The organism is Marinomonas profundimaris, assembly GCF_000508165.1.
Lineage (GTDB): Bacteria > Pseudomonadota > Gammaproteobacteria > Pseudomonadales > Marinomonadaceae > Marinomonas > Marinomonas profundimaris.
The window spans coordinates 80,603-100,005 of sequence record NZ_AYOZ01000056.1 but is presented as its reverse complement, the minus strand read 5'-3'; the positions used below and the strand labels follow the sequence as shown (position 1 = coordinate 100,005).

Genomic DNA, 19,403 nt, shown 5'->3' with positions numbered 1-19,403 from the left:
TTACAAAAATTGAAGCACCAATATTTTTTTTATCTGTATCATTCTGTGTGCTTGTGAGTCAGCAGAATTAAGGATAATTGATTGAAAGAAACAGCGTTTAAACAGCCCTCCGCCATTGTCGTTTCGTGTATTACTTTTTGTATTATTACCGTGCTAGGCGCTTATTTGACCCGTTCAACGAACGATTCAATCGTTAATCAACAAAAATCCATCTTACAGGGTCTAGCCAGTTCACAAGCTTCCATTTTAGAGCGTCGTCTTTCATCCGCGTTTACTTCCGCTCAAATTTTAGCGTATGAAGTAGAGCACAATGACGGCAATGTTGAATGGTTTAATGCGTACGCCAATACCCTAATCAAGTCGATTGGTGGCGTTGAAAACCTTCAGCTCGCACCAAATGGTATTATCACCAATATCTACCCTTTAAAAGGCAATGAAAGCGCCATCGGCTTCGATGTTGTCTCTCCAGATCAATTTAGAGATGAGGCATTATTGGCCATCAACAATAAGAAGCTATTTGCCATTGGCCCTGTTCCATTGGTACAAGGCGGCGTCGCGGTGATTAGCCGTGCGCCTATATTTCTCAATAGAGGCACTCAAAAAGAACTGTTTTGGGGGCTGGCTTCCGCCATTGTTTATCTAGATAACCTGCTCGAAGCAACAGATTTAAAACAGCTTGAAAACAGAGGTTTCCAATACAGTCTGTCAAGAAGACACACTGACACCAATAAAATCATCACGCTGTCCTCTTCTTTGGCCGCCCTCTCTGACATTCAGGTGTCAACTGAGTTGGTTCTTCCAGTTGGTATTTGGACGCTCAGCATAAGCAGAGACTTAGACACGCCGCTCATAAAACGCAGTATCACCGGTTACGCCATCAGTATTTTTGTGGCGTTTCTACTCTCCATTGCTCTGTACGCAATTCTGATTCAGCCGCTTAGGTTGAGGCATCTTGTCAAAGAAAAAACCATTGAACTTCAAGAGCTTGCCTATCTAGATCCATTGACGGGTTTGCCCAATCGTCGATACCTTAAAGACAGCTTGCCCCAAACACTGTACAACAACCAAAAACGCAAACGCATCTCTGCTTTTATCTATTTTGATCTGGATAACTTCAAACGCATTAATGACACCATAGGTCATGATGAAGGCGATAGAGTGCTTGCTGTTGTGGCCGATCGTTTAAATCAATTAAAAGGCCACTCAGATTTTGTCGTACGGTTAGGCGGTGACGAGTTCGGTATTTTGATTGGCGATATTATTGATAAAAAAGACGCCGAAGCGCACGCCAATAGAATATTAGCGTGCATTCGCACACCGTTAAAAATGAACAACAGAGAATACATACTCAGCACATCATTAGGCATTGCGATGATTCCAGAGCATGGTTATGACCTAGTCACTATCATGCAAAATGCCGACATGGCGCTCTACCAAGCGAAGTCTCAAGGGAAAAATCAGTTCTCCTTCTATACTGAAAAAATGAAGATCAATACGCATAACTTGATCAAAGCAGAAGAGGACCTATCACAAGCGTTGCAAGAGCACGAATTTGAACTGTACTTCCAGCCGCAGTTCAATCTAAAAACCAACCATGTGCTTGGCGCCGAAGCGCTTATTCGTTGGAATCACCCTGAAAAAGGTCTTATTTTTCCCGACGAGTTTATTCCACTTGCTGAAACGACAGGTCAAATTGTCGAATTAGGATACTGGGTTCTCGAAAACAGCATTCAATATTTAGCGAGTCGAAAACAAGAGGGCAGACCCGATATATTGCTGCACATTAACCTCTCATCGAAGCAACTGTCTGACCCTCACTTTGTCACCTTGGTTCAAGATTTGTTAGCACAATATCACGTACCGGCCACGTCACTTGGCTTTGAAGTCACAGAGACCTCAATTCTTGAAGACGTCACGTTAGCGAGAAGTTTGCTGCAAACCTTTAAAGACATGGGGATATGCATTGCCATTGATGACTTTGGCACTGGCTATTCTTCTCTTTCCCAGCTTAAAAATCTCCCAGTGGATTTAGTAAAAATCGACCGCAGTTTTGTTATGGATTTAGAAAAAGACCCTGATGACCGAGAAATCGTCGAAGCCATTATTGCGATGGCGCATAAATTAAACATTAAAGTATTGGCAGAAGGGATAGAAACAAGGGAGCAATGGACTATGTTAGCGGCGTTCGAATGCGACTTAGGACAAGGGTTTTATGTTAGCAAAGCCGTGATTGCTGAAGAGTTCAACCAAGGACAGCCAATTGTCCATCAAGATGAAAGCCTGCCCTCATAATGTAATGTTTAAGCGTTGCCAGATAAGCTCAAAATTCAAAAGGCGACAGAAACACAGAGTGAAAATGTCATAAAAAAAAGGCCCCAAGCGCAGAACGTTTGGGGCCTTTTGATCATCATATACGCGCTTACATCATTAAGACGCTAAGCAAATTGCACGACCATGGTTGTGCACTTCCACGAGCTCTTTATGCAAACTGCAAATCGCTTTTTCGTAGTCTTCTTCATCAACCACAAACTGCATGTCGACCTGACGCATTGATTGGTGCATTGCTAAGACATTCACTTCTTGCTCTGCGATGGCTTTTACTGCCTTTGCCAACATACCAGTGGTTTTCATATCACTGCCAATCGCAGAAACAATCGCCACTTTGCGTTGCGTAATTTCCGCTTCTGAAAAACGCTCTTGCAACACTTTCATGACGCGTTTTAGCGTTTTCAAATTAATCGCTAAATAGTGCGTAATCGTGTTCGCATTGATGTCTTTGGCAATAATGTGCGCATTAAATTGGTTTAATACTTTCAAAATTGCCACATCAAATTTATCGATGTCGCCAGCCATGTCTTGGTCGAACAGCTCAACCGCAAACACGCCTCGGCAACCTGCAATGATTTCAACACAAGGCGCATCACTCACGTAATCACCGGTAATTAATGTCCCCGTATGATCGGGCTCAAACGTGTTTTTCACTCGTAATGAAATACCACTTTGACGTAAGCCTTTGGCTGCTTTTGGGTGAATCGCTTCCATCCCAAGATTCGCCAGTTGGTCTGCGACATCGTAGTTTGTTCGACCAATCGGCACCGCTTTGCTTTCACCCACTAAACGAGGGTCGGCACTGCTCAAATGGAATTCTTTGTGAATAACCGCTTCACGCGCTTCCGTCAGCACGGCGATGCGACTGAACGTCATCTCGCTGTAACCTCGGTCAAACGTCGACATTAAACCCGTTTCGCTGTGCGCATAACCGGTTGTAATCGGAAGCTCTTTGCTCAAGTCAACGTCTTTGAAAGCATCAATAATTCGCTCATCAAGCGACATATGACTTGGGCTGTTCCAGCCTGTCAAATCAACGTATACGGCATTCACTCCGTCACGCTGTAAAAGGTGTGCGGTATTCCAAGCACTGTGCGCTTCACCGATACTGGCAAGCATTTCTCGTACAGTAGCGAGGTGCTCGCTAATCGAAAAATGGCCATGCTGACAAAGACGGTGTAAGTCTTCTAAGCATTCTTGCGCTTCTTTCAAACGGCTGTTTAAAAAAGCATCGGCTTTATTACGTAATTCGCCGGTTTCAAACAAAGCATGGTTGATTTCCAACATCGCGCTGCGTACGTCTTGCAGCGCTGGAAACCAATTGTTTTGTTTACGCTCATGAGCGAATAAAGCATACACACCCGCATCGCCCGTTTTTTTATGTTCCAACAGTTTGTCCGTCATTCCGGCATAGGCTGACACAACAAAAATGCGTTGATGCATATCGTCTGTTTGAGCAGGTTTGAAAATTATATTATCTCGAACCGAACGGTAGTCACTCATTGACGTTCCGCCGATTTTCTCAACTGTATGTTGTCCCATTATGAATCCAATTTATTAAGCTGTCGGGGGGAAGTGTCGACCAAAGTCAGAAACTGTCGCTATATTGTCATAAGGCTGCGGAAATTTTAAGCATTAATCGTCGCTAATGCGTCCAAATCAACAGACTTTGCACACTTTTTAGCCACCATTAAAGACTTGATAAGCGATGAAAAAAATGACTGAGAGGAATTCCCCCAAAAAGGCGATCTGACACATCTAAGATGTCGTGCCAGATCGTTCGCCTGTAAAGCGCGTGAGTTATTCTAGTATGTCATACGCACCGTCTGCGTTATGAACTTCTTTTCCCGTGATGGGTGGGTTAAAGACACACGCCAATTTCAGTTCTTTGAACGCGCGAAGCGTGTGTGGATCGTGTTTATCCAGCACATACACAACGCCCGGTTTGATGGCATGTTTTTGTCCCGTTTCTCGGCTTTCTACTTCACCCTCACCCGAAATACAGTACACAGATTCAAGATGATTCTGGTAATGCATATCGAAGTCTTTGCCTTCATAAATCGTCGTAATATGAAATGAAAAACCCATGTTGTCTTCTTTCAATATCAAACGAGTACTTTCCCAATTTCCGTCTGGAGACACTACTCGGCGGTCAGTTTTTTCACATTCTGCTAAATCACGTGCAAACATTTTTCTCTCCTAATCCTCGTTCAAACGGTGCATCACACCGTCACAAATAAGCGGTTTCTGAATGCGTTAGTTAGACCGCAATGTCGTAGTTTTCATCAAAGTAACTTTTCGCTTCTGGCATGTCGTCTTCTTTGGCACACACCTCACGTATCGCTTGCTCTAAAATATCAATACCAGACTTCAATTCTTCGTCGCTAATAATCAAAGGACAAAGGAACTTCACCACTTGATCATCCGCGCCAGAGGTTTCTATCATCAGGCCATTTTGGAAACATTTTTTGGTGATTTTGTTCGCCAGCTCGCCACTTACACAGTTAATACCGCGCATCATGCCTCGACCTTGAACAATGAAGTTACCTTCACCAAATTCATTGATAATGGATTGCGTGCGCTGATGGATGTATTCGCCTTTGCGTTTTATTTCTTTTTCGAACGCATCGTCTTTCCAATAGGTTTCAATCGCGACTTTGGCGGTCACAAACGCAAGGTTATTGCCACGAAAAGTCCCATTGTGTTCACCAGGTTTCCACTCATCCAGCTCTGGACGCATTAACACAACCGCAAAGGGCAACCCATAACCGCTAAGTGATTTCGACATGGTTACGATATCCGGCGTGATGCCAGCGCCTTCAAAACTAAAGAAGGTTCCCGTTCGACCACAGCCTGCTTGAATATCATCCACAATCAACAGAACGCCATGCTTCTTACAAACGGCTTCAAGGTTCTGCAACCAACCAAAACTGGCCACATTAATCCCCCCTTCGCCCTGTACGGTTTCGACGATTACCGCCGCTGGCATGTCCACACCACTACTGGAATCAGACAATACTTTGTCGAGGTATTCTGTTGTTTCAATGCCTTCACCTAAGTAGCCATCAAACGGTACCGTCGATACACCAGCCCCCAAACTTAGGCCCGCTGCGCCACGGTGATGTGAGTTACCCGTGACAGACAACGCACCCAAACTGCAACCATGAAAGCCATTGGTGAAACTGATGATGTTTTCACGACCCGTTACATTTCGAGCCAATTTAAGCGCCGCTTCTACCGCGTTCGTGCCTGTTGGGCCAGTAAACTGCATCATGTATTCCAATCCGCGCGGCTCTAGAATGTGCTCTTTAAACGCTTCTAGAAACTCACCTTTCGCTTTGGTGTGCATATCAAGACCGTGAGTAATGCCATCGTCTAGAATGTATTTCACCAATTCTTCTTTGAAAATGGGATTGTTATGGCCGTAGTTCAGCGTGCCTGCGCCAGCTAAGAAGTCTAGGTATTGATTGCCTTCTTGATCGTAGAGATAAACGCCTTTTGCTCGGTGAAAAACACGAGGAAAAGCACGTGCATAGGATTGAACTTCTGATTCGATTTCTTCAAAAATTTTCATATTTTTAGCGTCCTTTAAATTATTTAAGCTGTGCTTGAAAAAAGTGGAGAGCAAAAGCCTGGCTTTCTAGCTCATCGTATTTTTTCAATTAGAATGAAATGGGCCGATTCTGACGAGATACTCAGTGTCATGCAGGCCGTTGAAATGAGTTTGTTTATCAAACATCACAGATTCTTCTAACGGTGCGCCGAGCTGTTCGGCAAGGCGTCGAAATAAGGCCCAAGAACCTTCATTAGAAGCGGTAATACTGGTTTCGATGTAACGCACACTCAAACATCTAGATCGTTCAAGCAGTGAGGAAACCATTTTTTTTGCCAAGCCTTGACCGCGCGCTTTATCACCCACGGCCACTTGCCAAACAAATAAAGTGTCCACTTTATTTGGGATGATATAGCCAGAGACGAAACCCAAAAGCTGAGCGTCTTTCGACGTCGCCATGACAGAGGTGTCGCTAAAATGACTGGCTTGCAGCAAATTACAATAGACAGAATTGGTGTCCAGAGGAGGACAAGACGCCACCAGCTGATGAACTGACATTCCGTCAAGCGCACTGGGAGCACTAAAAGTAATCTCATCGACAAACATAATAAAATCCATTAGAAAACAAAGTATTAAAATCCAACATAATCTCAATCTATTTTTATAAAACAGAAAAAAGCCCCTGTTTTATATGAAATAAAACAGAGACTCGGTCGATCAAGGCAATATGGTTTGATGTCTAATCATTATACCTAAAACTAAAATTGAGTCCAGCCATTAGTTAGATGTCTAATTATTACAGTCGTAATATCATTTTAAATCACACCTCAATACCCTCAGTAAAAATAGGGAAATTCGAAGAAATCATCATAAAAATTCATTTTTTGTTGCATATATGCGTCTAAATTCGGAAAATCCCGCCCCTATTCGAAGTTTTGCTTACTTAGCGCTCATTTAACGCTGTGTTGTGGGAGACGCATTGTTGACATGAAACAAACTTCGATCGCTGTATATTTTTTGCTTTCAATATAACTTAGAGATAACTATGACTAATAAAACATCTATTCAAGGCTCGTGGGCGAGCCGTTGGATATTCATCTTAGCGGCAACAGGTTCCGCTGTCGGTTTAGGCAACATCTGGAAATTCCCTTACATCACTGGTGAAAATGGCGGTGGTGCATTCGTATTAGTTTACTTGGCTTGTATTTTACTGGTTGGTATCCCAATCATGATGGCCGAAGTATTCATCGGTCGTCGCGCTCGTAAGAACCCGATCAACGCATTGATTGATATCGCAGAAGAATCTGAAAGCACGAAAAAGTGGGGCATTATTGGCGCAATCGGTATGCTCGCCGGTGTGTTCATCTTCTCTTTCTATTCTGTGGTTGGCGGCTGGGTACTTCATTACATCAAAGCCATGCTGACTGGCGAAATGGCCGATATTACGACGGAAGAAGCGGGTGCGGCTTTTAGCGCACTGCTTGCTGACCCTGTCACTTTGTTAGGCTGGCACACCCTATTCAGCATTATGACGGTGTTTGTGGTTGCGGCGGGCATCAACAAAGGTATCGAAGTAGCGACACGCATCATGATGCCTGCGCTGTTCGTCCTGTTGATCATTTTGCTTGGCTACGCCATGTCGACGGGTGGTTTTGCGCAAGGCTGGAATTTCATGTTCCATGTTGATTTCAGTCAGCTATCTTGGAATTCAGCGTTGATTGCTTTAGGCCATTCGTTCTTCACCCTTTCTTTGGGCATGGGAACTATCATGGCGTACGGCTCTTACATGACCAAAGACGCTTCTATTGGTAAAACAGTATTGGCAATTGGTGCATTAGATACGCTCGTTGCACTTGTGGCAGGTTTGGCTATTTTCCCAATCATTTTCGCCAACGGTATGGATCCAGCAGCAGGCCCAGGCTTGATGTTCATTTCTTTGCCTGTTGCGTTTGGCCACATGGCGTTTGGTCAACTGTTTGGAACCTTGTTCTTCGTTCTTGTAGGCGTTGCAGCTTGGACTTCGGCCATTTCATTGCTAGAACCTACCGTTGCTTTCTTGGTAGAGCGTTTCAAAATGAAACGTTTGACGGCGTCTATCATGCTTGGCGTTGTGGTTTGGGCGTTGGGTATCGCTTGCCTAGGTTCATTCAACTTCATGTCTGACGTGACCTTATTCGGAAAAAATACATTTGATTTCTTAGACTACATCACAGCGAACATCATGTTACCACTAGGCGGCATCTTGATTGCTCTGTTTGCAGGTTGGGTTGTTAAAGACAAGTTTGCACAAGAAGAACTAGAGCTTCATGGCACACTATTCAAATTGTGGAATATCTCAATGAAGTTCACGGCACCAATCGCCGTTGCGGTTGTTCTGTACTTCTTGATCAATCCATTGACGTAATACTCGTTGACCTCCCTCACCGCTAACGCTTGGCGTTAGCGGTGTCTTCGAGGAGTCAATACCACGTCACATGGCTTTTAACGCGTAACTTTCTCCTAGCACCTGCAACCCTTTCCTAAGCGCTGTCTCTTTCTTTATTCCCTTATTCAGTTGCTGCTTCTTATTCCAAAAAATCTCATGGAAATAATACGCTACGGTATTAATCGCAGGCTCAACGATCGCCACCAAACCTCCGACAATAAAACTGCCCGTAATAAGATAGGCAACACTGAACGCAATGGTAAAATGCATAACGGCAAAACTGATGGTTTTCGTCATTTTGATCTCCTCGTTTTCTTGAATTAACAGAATAGAAGAGACGTAACCATATTGAAAATTTATTACCTGTATCCACTTGATAGTTTTTTACTTCACAATAATCGTCGTCATGAATTCAGTAACACCTTCTAGCGCCTCTGAATACACCCGCACACCCCCCACACTCGTTACATTGGATTCATGAGCAGATAACCAAAAACCAGCACCTATGGCCGCCACAGGCTTCCCCCATTCCGCCATCTGCTCAATGACATCAGATGCCTTTGACGCGAGCTCATTGTCACAAAATGCCAACATGGATTGAGCTTGAGTCCCCACCAGCAAATCGACCCACTCGTTTGTGTGTATGGCATTTGATACCACGCGACAAGCAATCCCCTTGTCGAGCATCATCGTCGCTGCCATGTAACACCACAAAATTCGCTGAGACGATAAACCTGTAATGAGAACCGTCGGCGAACTTTTTCCCTTAGATGGCTTTTGTTGTGCTTTCAAACTGGCTACTCGCGACACAAGACAAGGCAATATAATTGACTCACAAAACGTCAATGCGGCGCCCTTTCCCAGTGTCTCGAAACTCGGCAATAGCCAATCTCGCACCGCAATGTCCGCAGGGTACTGAGAAAAAATCTGCTGATACATTTGCTCGATCTTATCGTCTTGAAAAGCGCGCGATGCAGACACCAAAGCCACTTGCCACTCCAACCACTCATTCGATAGCGTAATGTTTTCTGGTGAATCGCCTTGATCCAACAACGCTCGCACCTTACTCACCGCAACACCTTGCTGAATCCAGCGCAATATCCCTTCAACCCGAAGCACATCGCCTTGATCGTAAAGTCGATGGCCTTTGCTGGTTCGTTTCGGCTTTAGTAAACCGTAGCGTCGCTCCCACGCTCGCAGAGTGACAGAATTCACACCCGTTTTTAGCGATAGCTCACGGATGGGAAAATAAGACGAGTCATCCAAAAGCGCCTTTTCATCCAATGTTTCTAACGCTTGCTGGGCGTTTGACTCTGTATTCTGGTTAGACTGACTCATACACACTTCCAATAAATCATTATTCATCCAAGGTAATTTACCCATTGTGACCTAAACTTATACAACTGCCAAAAACTATACAAATATTTTTTTGTACAATAATATTGCTTTTCTTGTACAAGTTTCTATATTGTATAAGAAGACAACGCAAATGCAGGAGCAATACCAGATGAACACATCAACTAGCCCGATCCAGATACCCTCTTTCGACATCGCCATCATTGGCGCGGGATTGGCGGGAAGCTTGTGCGCTCACCTACTATCCCAATCCGGCCTGACCGTGTGTGTCATTGAAAAAAGTCGTGGCAGCGGCGGCCGTGCTGGCAGCAAACGATTAGACGATGACATCAGTTGCGATCTTGGTACGCCGTTTATTTCAGCAAAAAATAAAGCAACACAAACGCTACTCGACTCACTCATCAAAGAAAACATTGCCGCCGTCTGGAAACAGTGCAGCACCGACGAATCACACGCCTTTGTCGGCGTGCCTAAAATGAGCACCATTACACGACATTGGCTGAGCGATGCCACACTCATTACCAACACACGCATTCATCACTTAGAACACCTTCAAGACGAGATAGGCGAACAGACTCAATGGCTTTTAAGAGACGACCGCTATCAACCTGTTGTGTCCGCTAAAAAAATTATTATTACGGCTCCAGCACCACAAGCCGCTGCGCTGCTTGCAACGAATGAGAAATTGGCTGTATTACTGCTCCGAGCGAATCAAGCCTGCACCGATTATCAATCACAATGGGCCATGTGGTTAGAAACTGAGACAAGTGAACTTAATGCGTTGATCGAGCCTAAAAACACACCGCTCGCTCGCATGGTAAAAGACAACTACAAACCGATGCGAAACAGCGACAAAGTCGATCGTTGGGTAATCCAAGCGACCGATGAATGGACAAAACAACACCTAGACCATGACAAAATCTGGATTACTAAAAGTTTACTTCAGGCTTTTTCAGAGCTAACGGAACAACGCGTACTGAAGCATGGCGAACCGCACCGCTGGTTTCTTAGTCGTTTTTCTGAAAATAAAGGCAATAACCATTGCGCATGGGCACCAGAACACCATGTAGGACTCGCCGGAGATTGGTTGTGTCAAGGCGATGCAGAAGGTGCGCTATTAAGCGCGATCACCCTAACAAATTTGATAAAAAACGCTCAATAGAGCAATACCGTTATCTTTTGAGGATAAAATCATGCCACTATTTTTCAATTCCCCAGACCAATTAGCGCATAAAATCCCCGTTGGTATCAGCGCATGCCTATTGGGTGAAAACGTTCGATTCAATGGCGGACACAGTCACTCAAACTATTGCGACAAGGTACTCAGTGAGTATTTTGACTATCAAAAATTCTGCCCGGAAATGGCCGCAGGGTTTGGCACACCTCGACCAACCTTGCGCTTAGAAGGCGACCCAAATGCGCCAAGAATGACCTTCACAAAAAATAGCGAAGAAGACGTTTCCGAAGTGTTTATGGCGGCGTCCAATGCGTATTTAGAAAAACTTTCCCATCTCGACGGCTATATTTTGATGAAAAAATCCCCAAGCTGCGGCATGGAACGCATTAAGGTATATCAAGAAAACGGCCATCCACATATGCAAAGAAGCGCGGGACTCTTCACCAAAGAGTTGCAGAAACGCTATCCATTGCTGCCGATCGAAGAAGATGGGCGCTTGAATGACCCAGCACTCAGAGAAAACTTTTTGTTGCGCGTTTTTACTCATCATGACTTTCGAATCAGCGTTAGCGACGAGCCTAAAATGAAAGAGCTAATTGCCTTTCATAGCCGCTACAAATACATGGTCATGGCGCATTCTCAACCAGTTTATCGTCAACTGGGCCGTTTGCTGTCCGGCAACGACCCACGATCGGTTACAGAGTTAAAAAACGCCTATTTTGAACTATTAATGACGACGTTATCGAAACCTGCGGAACGCAAAAACCACTGCAATGTATTGATGCATCTTGTTGGGTATTTGAAACACGCCGTCGATGTGTCGATAAGAAAAGATATTCTGGATGTGGTCGAGCAATACCGCCGCGGAGAAGTCAATCTAGCGACCCCCATTACCTTACTCCATCACTACCTAAAACATTATGGGAGTGACTACATCAATGGGCAAAGCTACTTCCTACCATACCCATCACCACTGGGCATACGTAACACGGTTTAAGGTAAACATCAGAATGAGAATAGAACACCTTGTTTGGCTCAGAAATGACCTTCGCATTTTGGATAATCCAGCGCTGCACCTTGCGTCTATAGAAGCGAGAGCGTTAAAGGAAAAAGTGGGGGTTATCGTGACGGTAACGCCCACGCAGTGGAGCGAACACAACGAATCGGACGCCAAAATAGGCTTACGAGCAGGCCTCACCAAAACCCTAGTAAAGTCGCTGGCAACGCTCGGAATTCCTTCGCATATTATTCATGTAGACACCTTCAAACAACTGCCTGATGCCATGACCGAGTTTTGCTTAGAGCATGACACAAAACACCTTTGGTTTAATCATGACCTACCTATTCATGAACAACAACGTGACCAAGCTGTTTGCCAAAAGCTGCAAAAGCACCAAATAACCACACACATTCAGCCTTCTGACCGGATAGTGCCGCAAGCTGTTTTTAGCCAACAAGGCACACCATTCAAAGTCTTTACACCTTTTTTCAAACGCTGGCTCACACTGCTCGCTCAGCAAGATATAGCACCCTTGCCCGCCCCTGAGCCGCAAGGCACACCATTACCGGAATCGGCCTTAGACTATACTTGGGCAAAAACCTTTAGAGACGACTTATGGCCAGCTGACCAAGACATTGCCAAGCAACGACTTTGGCTGTTTTGTCACCACAAAGAACGCCATTATTCAGAACACAGAGATTACCCGATGCAACCCGCCACCAGCACGCTATCGCCTTATCTTGCGCTTGGTGCGCTGGGGCCGAGACAATGCCTGGAAGCCATTATGTACACCTGCAACCAAGAGGACAGAGACTGGCGAGACAGCGTTTGGTTAAAGGAATTGGCTTGGCGTGATTTTTATCGTCAACTTATGGAGCACTTCCCGCACCTTTGCATGAATCAACCGTTTAAAGCTGATACCAATCTACTGCGTTGGCGTAATAACCCAGATGAGTTTCTTGCATGGTGCGAAGGTCGAACCGGGTTCCCCATTGTTGATGCCGCTATGCGACAACTCAAACAAACAGGCTGGATGCACAATCGCTTAAGAATGGTTACAGCGAGCTTTTTTACCAAGCTGCTCTTTGCTGACTGGCGAAAAGGCGAAGCGTATTTTATGAGCCAACTGATTGATGGCGAATTTGCGGCAAACAACGGCGGCTGGCAATGGAGTGCATCCACTGGCTGCGACGCGGCGCCCTACTTTCGTGTTTTTAACCCAACCAGACAATCTGAAACCTATGATAAAAACGGTGAATTCATCAAACGCTTTGTTCCTGAATTAGCGCACTTAGACGCAAAATCGATACATAACCCAAGCTCGGAGCAAAGAATTCAGTGTGACTACCCAGAACCCATTATCGATTACAAACCCGCAAGACAAGCTGCCATAGCGGCATTTGATGAGTTAAAAGGGCTGTAATCGACGGCCTTATTCCCAGAATGTATGACGGTCAATTCAAGTGAATTCCATTTTTCAGGTTTACTTTCCAATAATAGGAAAGTAAACCTATACTTTGAACTGTAATAACGTAAAACTTCGCTTTTACAGGCTCTTACAAAGTCATATAATCCGTAAAATTTTCTGGGTCTCTTATTACTATGTCTAATCCGCAACACCTACATGATGTTCTTGTTCATTTAAGACGAATTATCCGAGCAACGGACCTGCAATCTAAGCGCGTTGTAAAAGCCTGCGGGTTAACCATTCCGCAAATCATGGTACTTCGTTCCATTGAAGAATTAGGTGATGTTACCGTTCGTCGTATTTCTGACAGTGTGTCATTGAGCCAGGCAACCGTTACCACCATCCTAAATCGATTAGAAGATCGTAAGTTAGTTGAGCGCGTCAGAGCACAAAAAGACAAGCGTATTGTTAACGCCAGATTAATGCCGGAAGGCAGAGCTATTTTAAGCACCGCGCCTCCGCTATTGCATGAAAAATTCATTGATGAATTCGAATCATTAGAAGGCTGGGAACAAACTCAAGTACTTTCCTCTTTACAGCGTATCGCCATGATGATGGACGCTGAAAATATTGATGCTGCGCCTATGCTGGACATCAATTCTCCTAGTGTTTAGCCTCCACTTTTCTTCCTTTTTTCAAAAACTCGGCGCCTTCTAGTCGAGTTTTTACTTACTTCATTAAACATTTTTCGCTCAAAACCCGCCAATAACTCCTTTTTTCCATGCCTGTTAATATTTTCTTAATATTTATAACTATCTGTTTTTAAAGAAAAAATAACACTTTTAAGTCAAAGTCAAATAACAAGAAATTGATATAATTGGTTAGATGTGTAAACTAAAAATAGTTTGTTCACTAACATTCAAAATCATAACAGGAACATAATAATGTATAAAAAAAGTATTGTTGCAGGTCTTATGACACTCGCAGCCACCTCTTCTTTCGCGGCAAACGACAGCTGTGGCAAGATTCAAATCGCTGATATGAACTGGAACTCTGCTTCTCTAATGGCAAACGTGGACATGTTCATTTTGAATAACGGCTTTGGCTGTGACGCCGAACTTATTCCTGGCGATACCATGCCAACCAGCACTTCCATGATAGAAAAAGGTCAGCCAGATATTGCGCCAGAGATGTGGACAAACGCAGTTCAAGCGTTGATCGATCGTGGTGTGGCAGAAAAACGCTTGAGCATCGCTGGTCGATCATTGTCTGACGGTGGTGAAGAAGGCTTTTGGGTACCAAAATACATGGTAGACAAAGACCCGTCATTGGCAACAATCGCAGGCATTAAAAAACACGCTAAACAATTCCCTAACCCAGAAGACGATTCAGTTTCTGCTTTTTATGGCTGTCCAGCAGGTTGGGGTTGTCAGATTTCTGGCGGCAACTTGTTCAAAGCATTAAAACTTGAAGATGCAGGTTTTGAACTGATTGATCCAGGTTCCGCAGCAGGTCTATCTGGTTCTTTGAGCCGTGCCTACGAGCGTGGTAACGCTTGGTTTGGTTATTACTGGGCACCAACCGCCATTTTAGGTAAATACGACATGGTAAAAGTCGATTTCGGTACGGGTGTTGATCAGAAGGAATACATGAGCTGTATTACTAAAATTGATTGCCTAGAACCAAAAGCCACTATGTTCCCACCTTCTCCTGTGTACAGCGTGACAACCACTGGTTTTGCGAAAAAAGCCCCTGCTGCCTATGCTTACACAGCAAAACGTTCTTTCACTAACGCTCAAATGAACTCCTTGCTTGCATGGATGGAAGACAACCAAGCTGATGGTCAATATGCCGCTGAAAATTTTATGCTTAACCATGCAGACATTTGGTCTAAATGGGTTAACAAGGATGTAAAAGCTAAACTTGAGAAAGCACTCGATAACCTATAATAAATGTAGACAGTGCAAAGCCGTGCTAAATGCCCCAGCACGGCTCTTCCCTCCGCTTTACTCTTTGAGAACTAACTTATGATAGACAGCTCTTGGTTGACAGAATTTCCAGATATGAGTCGGCGCGATCTCCTCGCGATAAGACAAACGCTAGACGGCGCCTACCGAACTTTTTCCCGCGCTTACGGCGAATCTATTGAAAACTTCTTCAACCCTCTTTTACATTTCCTAGTATGGTTTGAAAACCTACTACTACAAACTCCGTGGTGGCTTGTTTTAGCGGCCATCGTCGGGCTTGTTTATGCCGCTACACGATCTTGGAAACTGTGCGCAGGTGTACTCGCCTCCTTCCTTGCTATTGGCTACTTTGGAATGTGGGAAGACACGATGCGAACCTTAAGCATCATTACTGTGTGTACCATTCTTTCTATTTGCATTGGTATTCCTATCGGTATTCTCATGGCCAGATCCGACAGGGCCAGATCCATTATTACACCGCTGCTTGATATCATGCAGACCATGCCAGCTTTCGTTTACCTAATTCCGGTCGTTATGCTATTGGGTATCGGTCGAATCCCTGGCGTAATCGCCGTTGTCATTTACGCGATTCCTCCCGTTATTCGTTTGACAAATTTAGGGATTCGCCTTGTAAATAAGGAAACCCTAGAAGCCGCCACCGCTTATGGCGCCACACCAACACAACGCTTGTTTGGGGTTCAAATTCCACTCGCAATGCCAACCATTATGGCAGGTATTAACCAAACAATTATGATGGCGCTCGCCATGGTCGTCGTTGCGTCAATGATTGGCGTAAAAGGCTTAGGACAACCCGTATTGAAATCCATCACTAACCAATACTTTACCCTTGGGCTCTTGAATGGTCTCGCTATCGTAGCGCTTGCCATCATCTTTGACCGCGTTTCTCAGAGTTACGCAAAACGCGCACAGAAACATCTTGAGGGCACCGAGAATGGATAATAATCGCGAAACATTAATCGAAATCGAAGGCCTGTATCAAATTTTTGGCCCCAAAGCGGAAGACGTATTACCGAAGGTCAAAGCGGGCGCTTCAAAAGAAGAAGTTTTAGCTGAAACGGGTCATACCATTGGCCTACAAGATATTAATTTAAGCGTGAAACGCGGTGAAATCTTCGTCATCATGGGGCTTTCTGGTTCGGGTAAATCCACCCTAATCCGCCATTTCAACCGTCTTATTGACCCAACTGCAGGCAAGATAAAAGTCGACGGCGAAAACATCATGGAACTGTCGCCAAAAGACTTAATCACCTTCCGACGCCACAAAATGGCCATGGTGTTTCAACACTTTGGTTTAATGCCGCACCGTTGTGTATTGGATAATGTTGGCTACGGTCTACTGATCAAAGGCGAAAAACGCGCAGAATGGAAACCCAAAGCCGTATCTTGGTTAGAAACCGTTGGGCTGGCAGGCTATGAAGATCAATACCCTTCTCAGCTTTCTGGTGGGCAGCAACAACGTGTTGGCCTTGCTCGAGCGCTGTGTACTGACGCTGAAATTCTACTAATGGATGAGGCTTTTTCAGCCCTTGATCCTTTGATTCGAAGTGAGATGCAAGAACAACTAATGGAATTACAGGAAAACCTGCAAAAGACCATTATTTTCATTACGCACGATTTGGATGAAGCATTACGACTTGGCGACCGCATTGCAGTGCTGAAAGATGGTAAGTTGGTGCAAGTCGGCACGCCTGTCGATATCGTTCTAAAACCGGCAGATGATTACGTTAGGGCCTTTGCCAAAGACGTGAACCGTGCGAGAGCACTAACGGTGCAAACCATCATGACGCCAGACACAACACAACTGAAAGGAACGACGGCAAAAGACGTTAGAGCCAGTTTCCCTCAAGATAAAGATCACGCATTTGTGTTCAATAACGAGGTCTACCAAGGCGTTCTGACAAAACAAAAACTAGACCAGTTACAAGACGACGACCTCTTGTCTGATGCGCTAATTCATGTCGAGCCAGTTCGCCGTACAAACTTGCTACAAAAGGTGATTCCGCTTTCCTTGAATACGCGATTTGATTTGCCTGTTGTAAATAAAAAAGGGGAACTAAAAGGCCGATTGGAAGCCAGCAAATTAGCGGATGTACTTTCACCATAAGACGTACTTTCACCATAAACGTAAGTTTACCTCGTACTACAAACAAAAATGGCCGCTAGTGAATAGCGGCCATTTCTTATCAATCAATGTGTTACTACGAAGACGTTTACGCCTATTTAAGGTTCAGCACATCTTGCATGTCATATATACCCGCAGACTTGCCTGACAGCCAGCTCGCAGCACGTACCGCGCCTTTAGCGAATGTCATACGACTGCTCGCCTTATGAGCGATCTCGATACGCTCACCTTCCGTAGCGAACCACACACTGTGCTCGCCAACCACATCGCCAGCACGGATGGTTTCAAAACCAATCTCCTTCTGTGTACGAGCCCCCGTTTGACCTTCTCGACCATACACAGCACATTCTTTTAAATCACGACCAAGCGCTTCCGCCACTACTTCACCCATGCGTAACGCGGTGCCAGAAGGGGAATCGACTTTATGGCGATGATGCGCTTCGATAATTTCAACATCGTATTCATCACCTAGAATCTTTGCTGCTGTCGCTAATAACTTAAGGGTTAAATTCACACCAACACTCATGTTAGGCGCAAAAACAACGGCCGACTGCAACGCAGCTTGATTTAGCGCGGCTTTCTCATCGTCGTTCAACCCCGTTGTACCAACCACAATGGCTTTTTGATGTTGAGCACAAAATGCCGCATTTTCTAATGTAAGTGTTGGCGTCGTAAAATCAATCAACACATCAAAATCATTAACACAATCAAGCAGTGAAGCAACCGCAGCAACGCCTAACTTACCGATACCCGCAATTTCCCCCGCATCCGCACCAATTAGGCTGCTACCAGGTTTTAGAACCGCGGCACCCAAAGAAACGCCGTCGGCGTCATTGATTGCTGTGATTAAGTTTTTTCCCATGCGCCCAGAGGCGCCAATGACGGCTACTCGCATTTTTTATTTCCTCAATTTCATCTGCGCAAACCATAGCAAACATCCACCTAAATCTCAGCATTAAAAAACAACAAAACTTATCTGAAGACACAAAAAAAGGAGCCTAGGCTCCTTTATCAAATCAATATTTGAGGTTAAAAAATTTCGTTCGGTCTCAATTCATCCACCATATCTTGGCCAAACTCAATCACGCCATCGGACGGTATTTCGTCCACGGTGTCCCGCATTTTAGGACGAGAGTTGTCATTTTGTTTTATCACAATCTCTACTCGTCGGTTCGTTGCACGATGTGACGACGTATCGTTTGGCACCAAAGGCCTAGTGTCAGCAAAACCGGTCACCGCAAATCGACTTTGATCAAGCTGTCCTGTGGAGAATAATTCTTCTGCTACCGAAATAGCCCGCGCCGAAGACAACTGCCAATTTGAACGAAATTGACGACTGTCGATTGGAACATTATCCGTATGACCTTCCACGGATATGGTGCCTTGAATCCCCACTAGCACGTCACGAATTAAATCGACAACAGGAATAAAATCGTAATTCAACTCTGCAGAACCCGATTGAAATGAGCCTTGATCCTTTATTCGGATCGTAATGGTCTCTTCTTGTGTTTCAATTTCAACCGTGCCTTTTGACACTTCTTCACGCATAACAGACGCAATCATTTGCGCATCGCCTTCTGTTTCTTGAATCTTTTTCTCTTTATCAAGATCCGCTTTCGACTTATCAACAAAGGTGACAGGCGCTGGCGCCCCTGAATTATTTTGCTCTTTTAATTCGGCATCACCTGGTTTACAGATCACCTCTAGAGTGTTTTCAGGTGTCGTGTCCGCTTTTTGTTTAACTTCATTAATCGGTGTAGGTTCTGGTCGACCAGGGCTAAATTCCTGTGCAATGACCGAGGTTCCCATCGGAATAGAATCCGCTTCAACTTCACGCTGCACACCAAACGCTAACTTCAACGAGCCTGCCAACTGCTTGAACTTAATGACGTCCATTTCTGCGAAGGACAACAAAAGTACAAAGAAGCACATCAACAAGGACATGAGGTCGGCAAAGGTTCCCATGTAAGCGGGTAATCCTTCTACACATTCCGGACAATCTTGCTCTTCTTCATCACTCATTATCGAATCCGTCTACAACTAAAA

The 19,403-nt window shown here is 44.7% G+C and carries 17 protein-coding genes; 9 read left to right on the top strand and 8 right to left on the bottom strand.

Translation table 11 applies throughout. From position 1 onward, the window contains the following. The first annotated feature begins 81 nt into the window (after positions 1-81). Positions 82-2,292, top strand: a complete 2,211-nt coding sequence (locus tag D104_RS33710) for a bifunctional diguanylate cyclase/phosphodiesterase (protein ID WP_024025088.1) — start codon at positions 82-84, stop codon at positions 2,290-2,292. A 135-nt stretch (positions 2,293-2,427) separates the two neighbouring features. Here D104_RS33710 and D104_RS33705 read toward each other — a convergent pair whose 3' ends face one another. The 4 genes from D104_RS33705 to ectA form a co-directional block, all read right to left on the bottom strand. Then, positions 2,428-3,870: an aspartate kinase gene (locus D104_RS33705; protein ID WP_024025087.1), complete on the bottom strand. Its 1,443-nt coding sequence runs from the start codon at positions 3,868-3,870 to the stop codon at positions 2,428-2,430. A 258-nt stretch (positions 3,871-4,128) separates the two neighbouring features. Next, the gene (locus D104_RS33700; protein ID WP_024025086.1) at positions 4,129-4,518 is read right to left on the bottom strand and encodes an ectoine synthase; all 390 of its coding nucleotides are present in this window, start codon (positions 4,516-4,518) and stop codon (positions 4,129-4,131) included. Between the two features lie 70 nt (positions 4,519-4,588). Next, positions 4,589-5,902 (bottom strand): diaminobutyrate--2-oxoglutarate transaminase, encoded by a 1,314-nt coding sequence (ectB, locus tag D104_RS33695; protein ID WP_024025085.1) that lies wholly within the window; start codon positions 5,900-5,902, stop codon positions 4,589-4,591. 84 nt (positions 5,903-5,986) lie between these two features. Continuing rightward, the gene (gene ectA / locus D104_RS33690; RefSeq protein WP_024025084.1) at positions 5,987-6,487 is read right to left on the bottom strand and encodes a diaminobutyrate acetyltransferase; all 501 of its coding nucleotides are present in this window, start codon (positions 6,485-6,487) and stop codon (positions 5,987-5,989) included. 439 nt (positions 6,488-6,926) lie between these two features. On the opposite strand from ectA, the gene D104_RS33685 reads away from it, so the two are divergent. Continuing rightward, positions 6,927-8,285 (top strand): sodium-dependent transporter, encoded by a 1,359-nt coding sequence (locus tag D104_RS33685; RefSeq protein ID WP_024025083.1) that lies wholly within the window; start codon positions 6,927-6,929, stop codon positions 8,283-8,285. Positions 8,286-8,351: 66 nt separating this feature from the next. On the opposite strand, the gene D104_RS33680 is transcribed toward D104_RS33685, so the two are convergent. After that, positions 8,352-8,603 (bottom strand): DUF2061 domain-containing protein, encoded by a 252-nt coding sequence (locus D104_RS33680; protein WP_024025082.1) that lies wholly within the window; start codon positions 8,601-8,603, stop codon positions 8,352-8,354. Between the two features lie 87 nt (positions 8,604-8,690). Continuing rightward, on the bottom strand, positions 8,691-9,644 hold the full coding sequence (locus D104_RS33675) for a MerR family transcriptional regulator (protein ID WP_235075950.1): 954 nt from the start codon (positions 9,642-9,644) through the stop codon (positions 8,691-8,693). A 169-nt stretch (positions 9,645-9,813) separates the two neighbouring features. On the opposite strand from D104_RS33675, the gene D104_RS33670 reads away from it, so the two are divergent. From D104_RS33670 to D104_RS33640, 7 genes are all read left to right on the top strand, one after another. Then, positions 9,814-10,824 (top strand): NAD(P)/FAD-dependent oxidoreductase, encoded by a 1,011-nt coding sequence (locus D104_RS33670; RefSeq protein ID WP_024025080.1) that lies wholly within the window; start codon positions 9,814-9,816, stop codon positions 10,822-10,824. A gap of 31 nt (positions 10,825-10,855) precedes the next feature. Continuing rightward, entirely contained in the window at positions 10,856-11,836 is a 981-nt protein-coding gene (locus tag D104_RS33665; RefSeq protein WP_024025079.1) for a YbgA family protein, read from the top strand. 13 nt (positions 11,837-11,849) lie between these two features. Further along, on the top strand, positions 11,850-13,262 hold the full coding sequence (gene phrB, locus D104_RS33660; protein WP_024025078.1) for a deoxyribodipyrimidine photo-lyase: 1,413 nt from the start codon (positions 11,850-11,852) through the stop codon (positions 13,260-13,262). A gap of 179 nt (positions 13,263-13,441) precedes the next feature. Then, positions 13,442-13,921 carry a MarR family winged helix-turn-helix transcriptional regulator gene (locus D104_RS33655; protein WP_024025077.1) on the top strand — a complete coding sequence of 160 codons (480 nt, stop codon included), beginning with the start codon at positions 13,442-13,444 and terminating at the stop codon, positions 13,919-13,921. Positions 13,922-14,191: 270 nt separating this feature from the next. Continuing rightward, positions 14,192-15,196 (top strand): ABC transporter substrate-binding protein, encoded by a 1,005-nt coding sequence (locus D104_RS33650; protein ID WP_024025076.1) that lies wholly within the window; start codon positions 14,192-14,194, stop codon positions 15,194-15,196. Positions 15,197-15,274: 78 nt separating this feature from the next. Then, positions 15,275-16,174 (top strand): ABC transporter permease, encoded by a 900-nt coding sequence (locus D104_RS33645; protein WP_024025075.1) that lies wholly within the window; start codon positions 15,275-15,277, stop codon positions 16,172-16,174. After that, positions 16,167-17,339, top strand: a complete 1,173-nt coding sequence (locus D104_RS33640; RefSeq protein ID WP_024025074.1) for a quaternary amine ABC transporter ATP-binding protein — start codon at positions 16,167-16,169, stop codon at positions 17,337-17,339. Before D104_RS33645 ends, D104_RS33640 begins: the two co-directional genes overlap by 8 nt. Before the next feature lie 112 nt (positions 17,340-17,451). On the opposite strand, the gene dapB is transcribed toward D104_RS33640, so the two are convergent. Continuing rightward, a complete protein-coding gene (dapB, locus tag D104_RS33635) occupies positions 17,452-18,252 on the bottom strand; it encodes a 4-hydroxy-tetrahydrodipicolinate reductase (RefSeq protein WP_024025073.1) in 801 nt (266 codons plus the stop codon). A 134-nt stretch (positions 18,253-18,386) separates the two neighbouring features. Further along, positions 18,387-19,379, bottom strand: a complete 993-nt coding sequence (locus tag D104_RS33630) for a flagellar motor protein MotB (protein WP_024025072.1) — start codon at positions 19,377-19,379, stop codon at positions 18,387-18,389. Positions 19,380-19,403: the final 24 nt, after the last annotated feature.

Bases quoted from the DNA above. Each gene is read 5' to 3' on its own strand.
- D104_RS33675 (WP_235075950.1), bottom strand. From the start codon at position 9,644: ATGAGTCAGTCTAACCAGAATACAGAGTCAAACGCCCAGCAAGCGTTA.
- D104_RS33650 (WP_024025076.1), top strand. From the start codon at position 14,192: ATGTATAAAAAAAGTATTGTTGCAGGTCTTATGACACTCGCAGCCACC.
- D104_RS33640 (WP_024025074.1), top strand. From the start codon at position 16,167: ATGGATAATAATCGCGAAACATTAATCGAAATCGAAGGCCTGTATCAA.
- D104_RS33645 (WP_024025075.1), top strand. From the start codon at position 15,275: ATGATAGACAGCTCTTGGTTGACAGAATTTCCAGATATGAGTCGGCGC.
- D104_RS33665 (WP_024025079.1), top strand. From the start codon at position 10,856: ATGCCACTATTTTTCAATTCCCCAGACCAATTAGCGCATAAAATCCCC.
- D104_RS33670 (WP_024025080.1), top strand. From the start codon at position 9,814: ATGAACACATCAACTAGCCCGATCCAGATACCCTCTTTCGACATCGCC.
- D104_RS33700 (WP_024025086.1), bottom strand. From the start codon at position 4,518: ATGTTTGCACGTGATTTAGCAGAATGTGAAAAAACTGACCGCCGAGTA.
- phrB (WP_024025078.1), top strand. From the start codon at position 11,850: ATGAGAATAGAACACCTTGTTTGGCTCAGAAATGACCTTCGCATTTTG.
- D104_RS33680 (WP_024025082.1), bottom strand. From the start codon at position 8,603: ATGACGAAAACCATCAGTTTTGCCGTTATGCATTTTACCATTGCGTTC.
- D104_RS33630 (WP_024025072.1), bottom strand. From the start codon at position 19,379: ATGAGTGATGAAGAAGAGCAAGATTGTCCGGAATGTGTAGAAGGATTA.
- D104_RS33685 (WP_024025083.1), top strand. From the start codon at position 6,927: ATGACTAATAAAACATCTATTCAAGGCTCGTGGGCGAGCCGTTGGATA.
- dapB (WP_024025073.1), bottom strand. From the start codon at position 18,252: ATGCGAGTAGCCGTCATTGGCGCCTCTGGGCGCATGGGAAAAAACTTA.
- ectB (WP_024025085.1), bottom strand. From the start codon at position 5,902: ATGAAAATTTTTGAAGAAATCGAATCAGAAGTTCAATCCTATGCACGT.
- ectA (WP_024025084.1), bottom strand. From the start codon at position 6,487: ATGTTTGTCGATGAGATTACTTTTAGTGCTCCCAGTGCGCTTGACGGA.
- D104_RS33655 (WP_024025077.1), top strand. From the start codon at position 13,442: ATGTCTAATCCGCAACACCTACATGATGTTCTTGTTCATTTAAGACGA.
- D104_RS33705 (WP_024025087.1), bottom strand. From the start codon at position 3,870: ATGGGACAACATACAGTTGAGAAAATCGGCGGAACGTCAATGAGTGAC.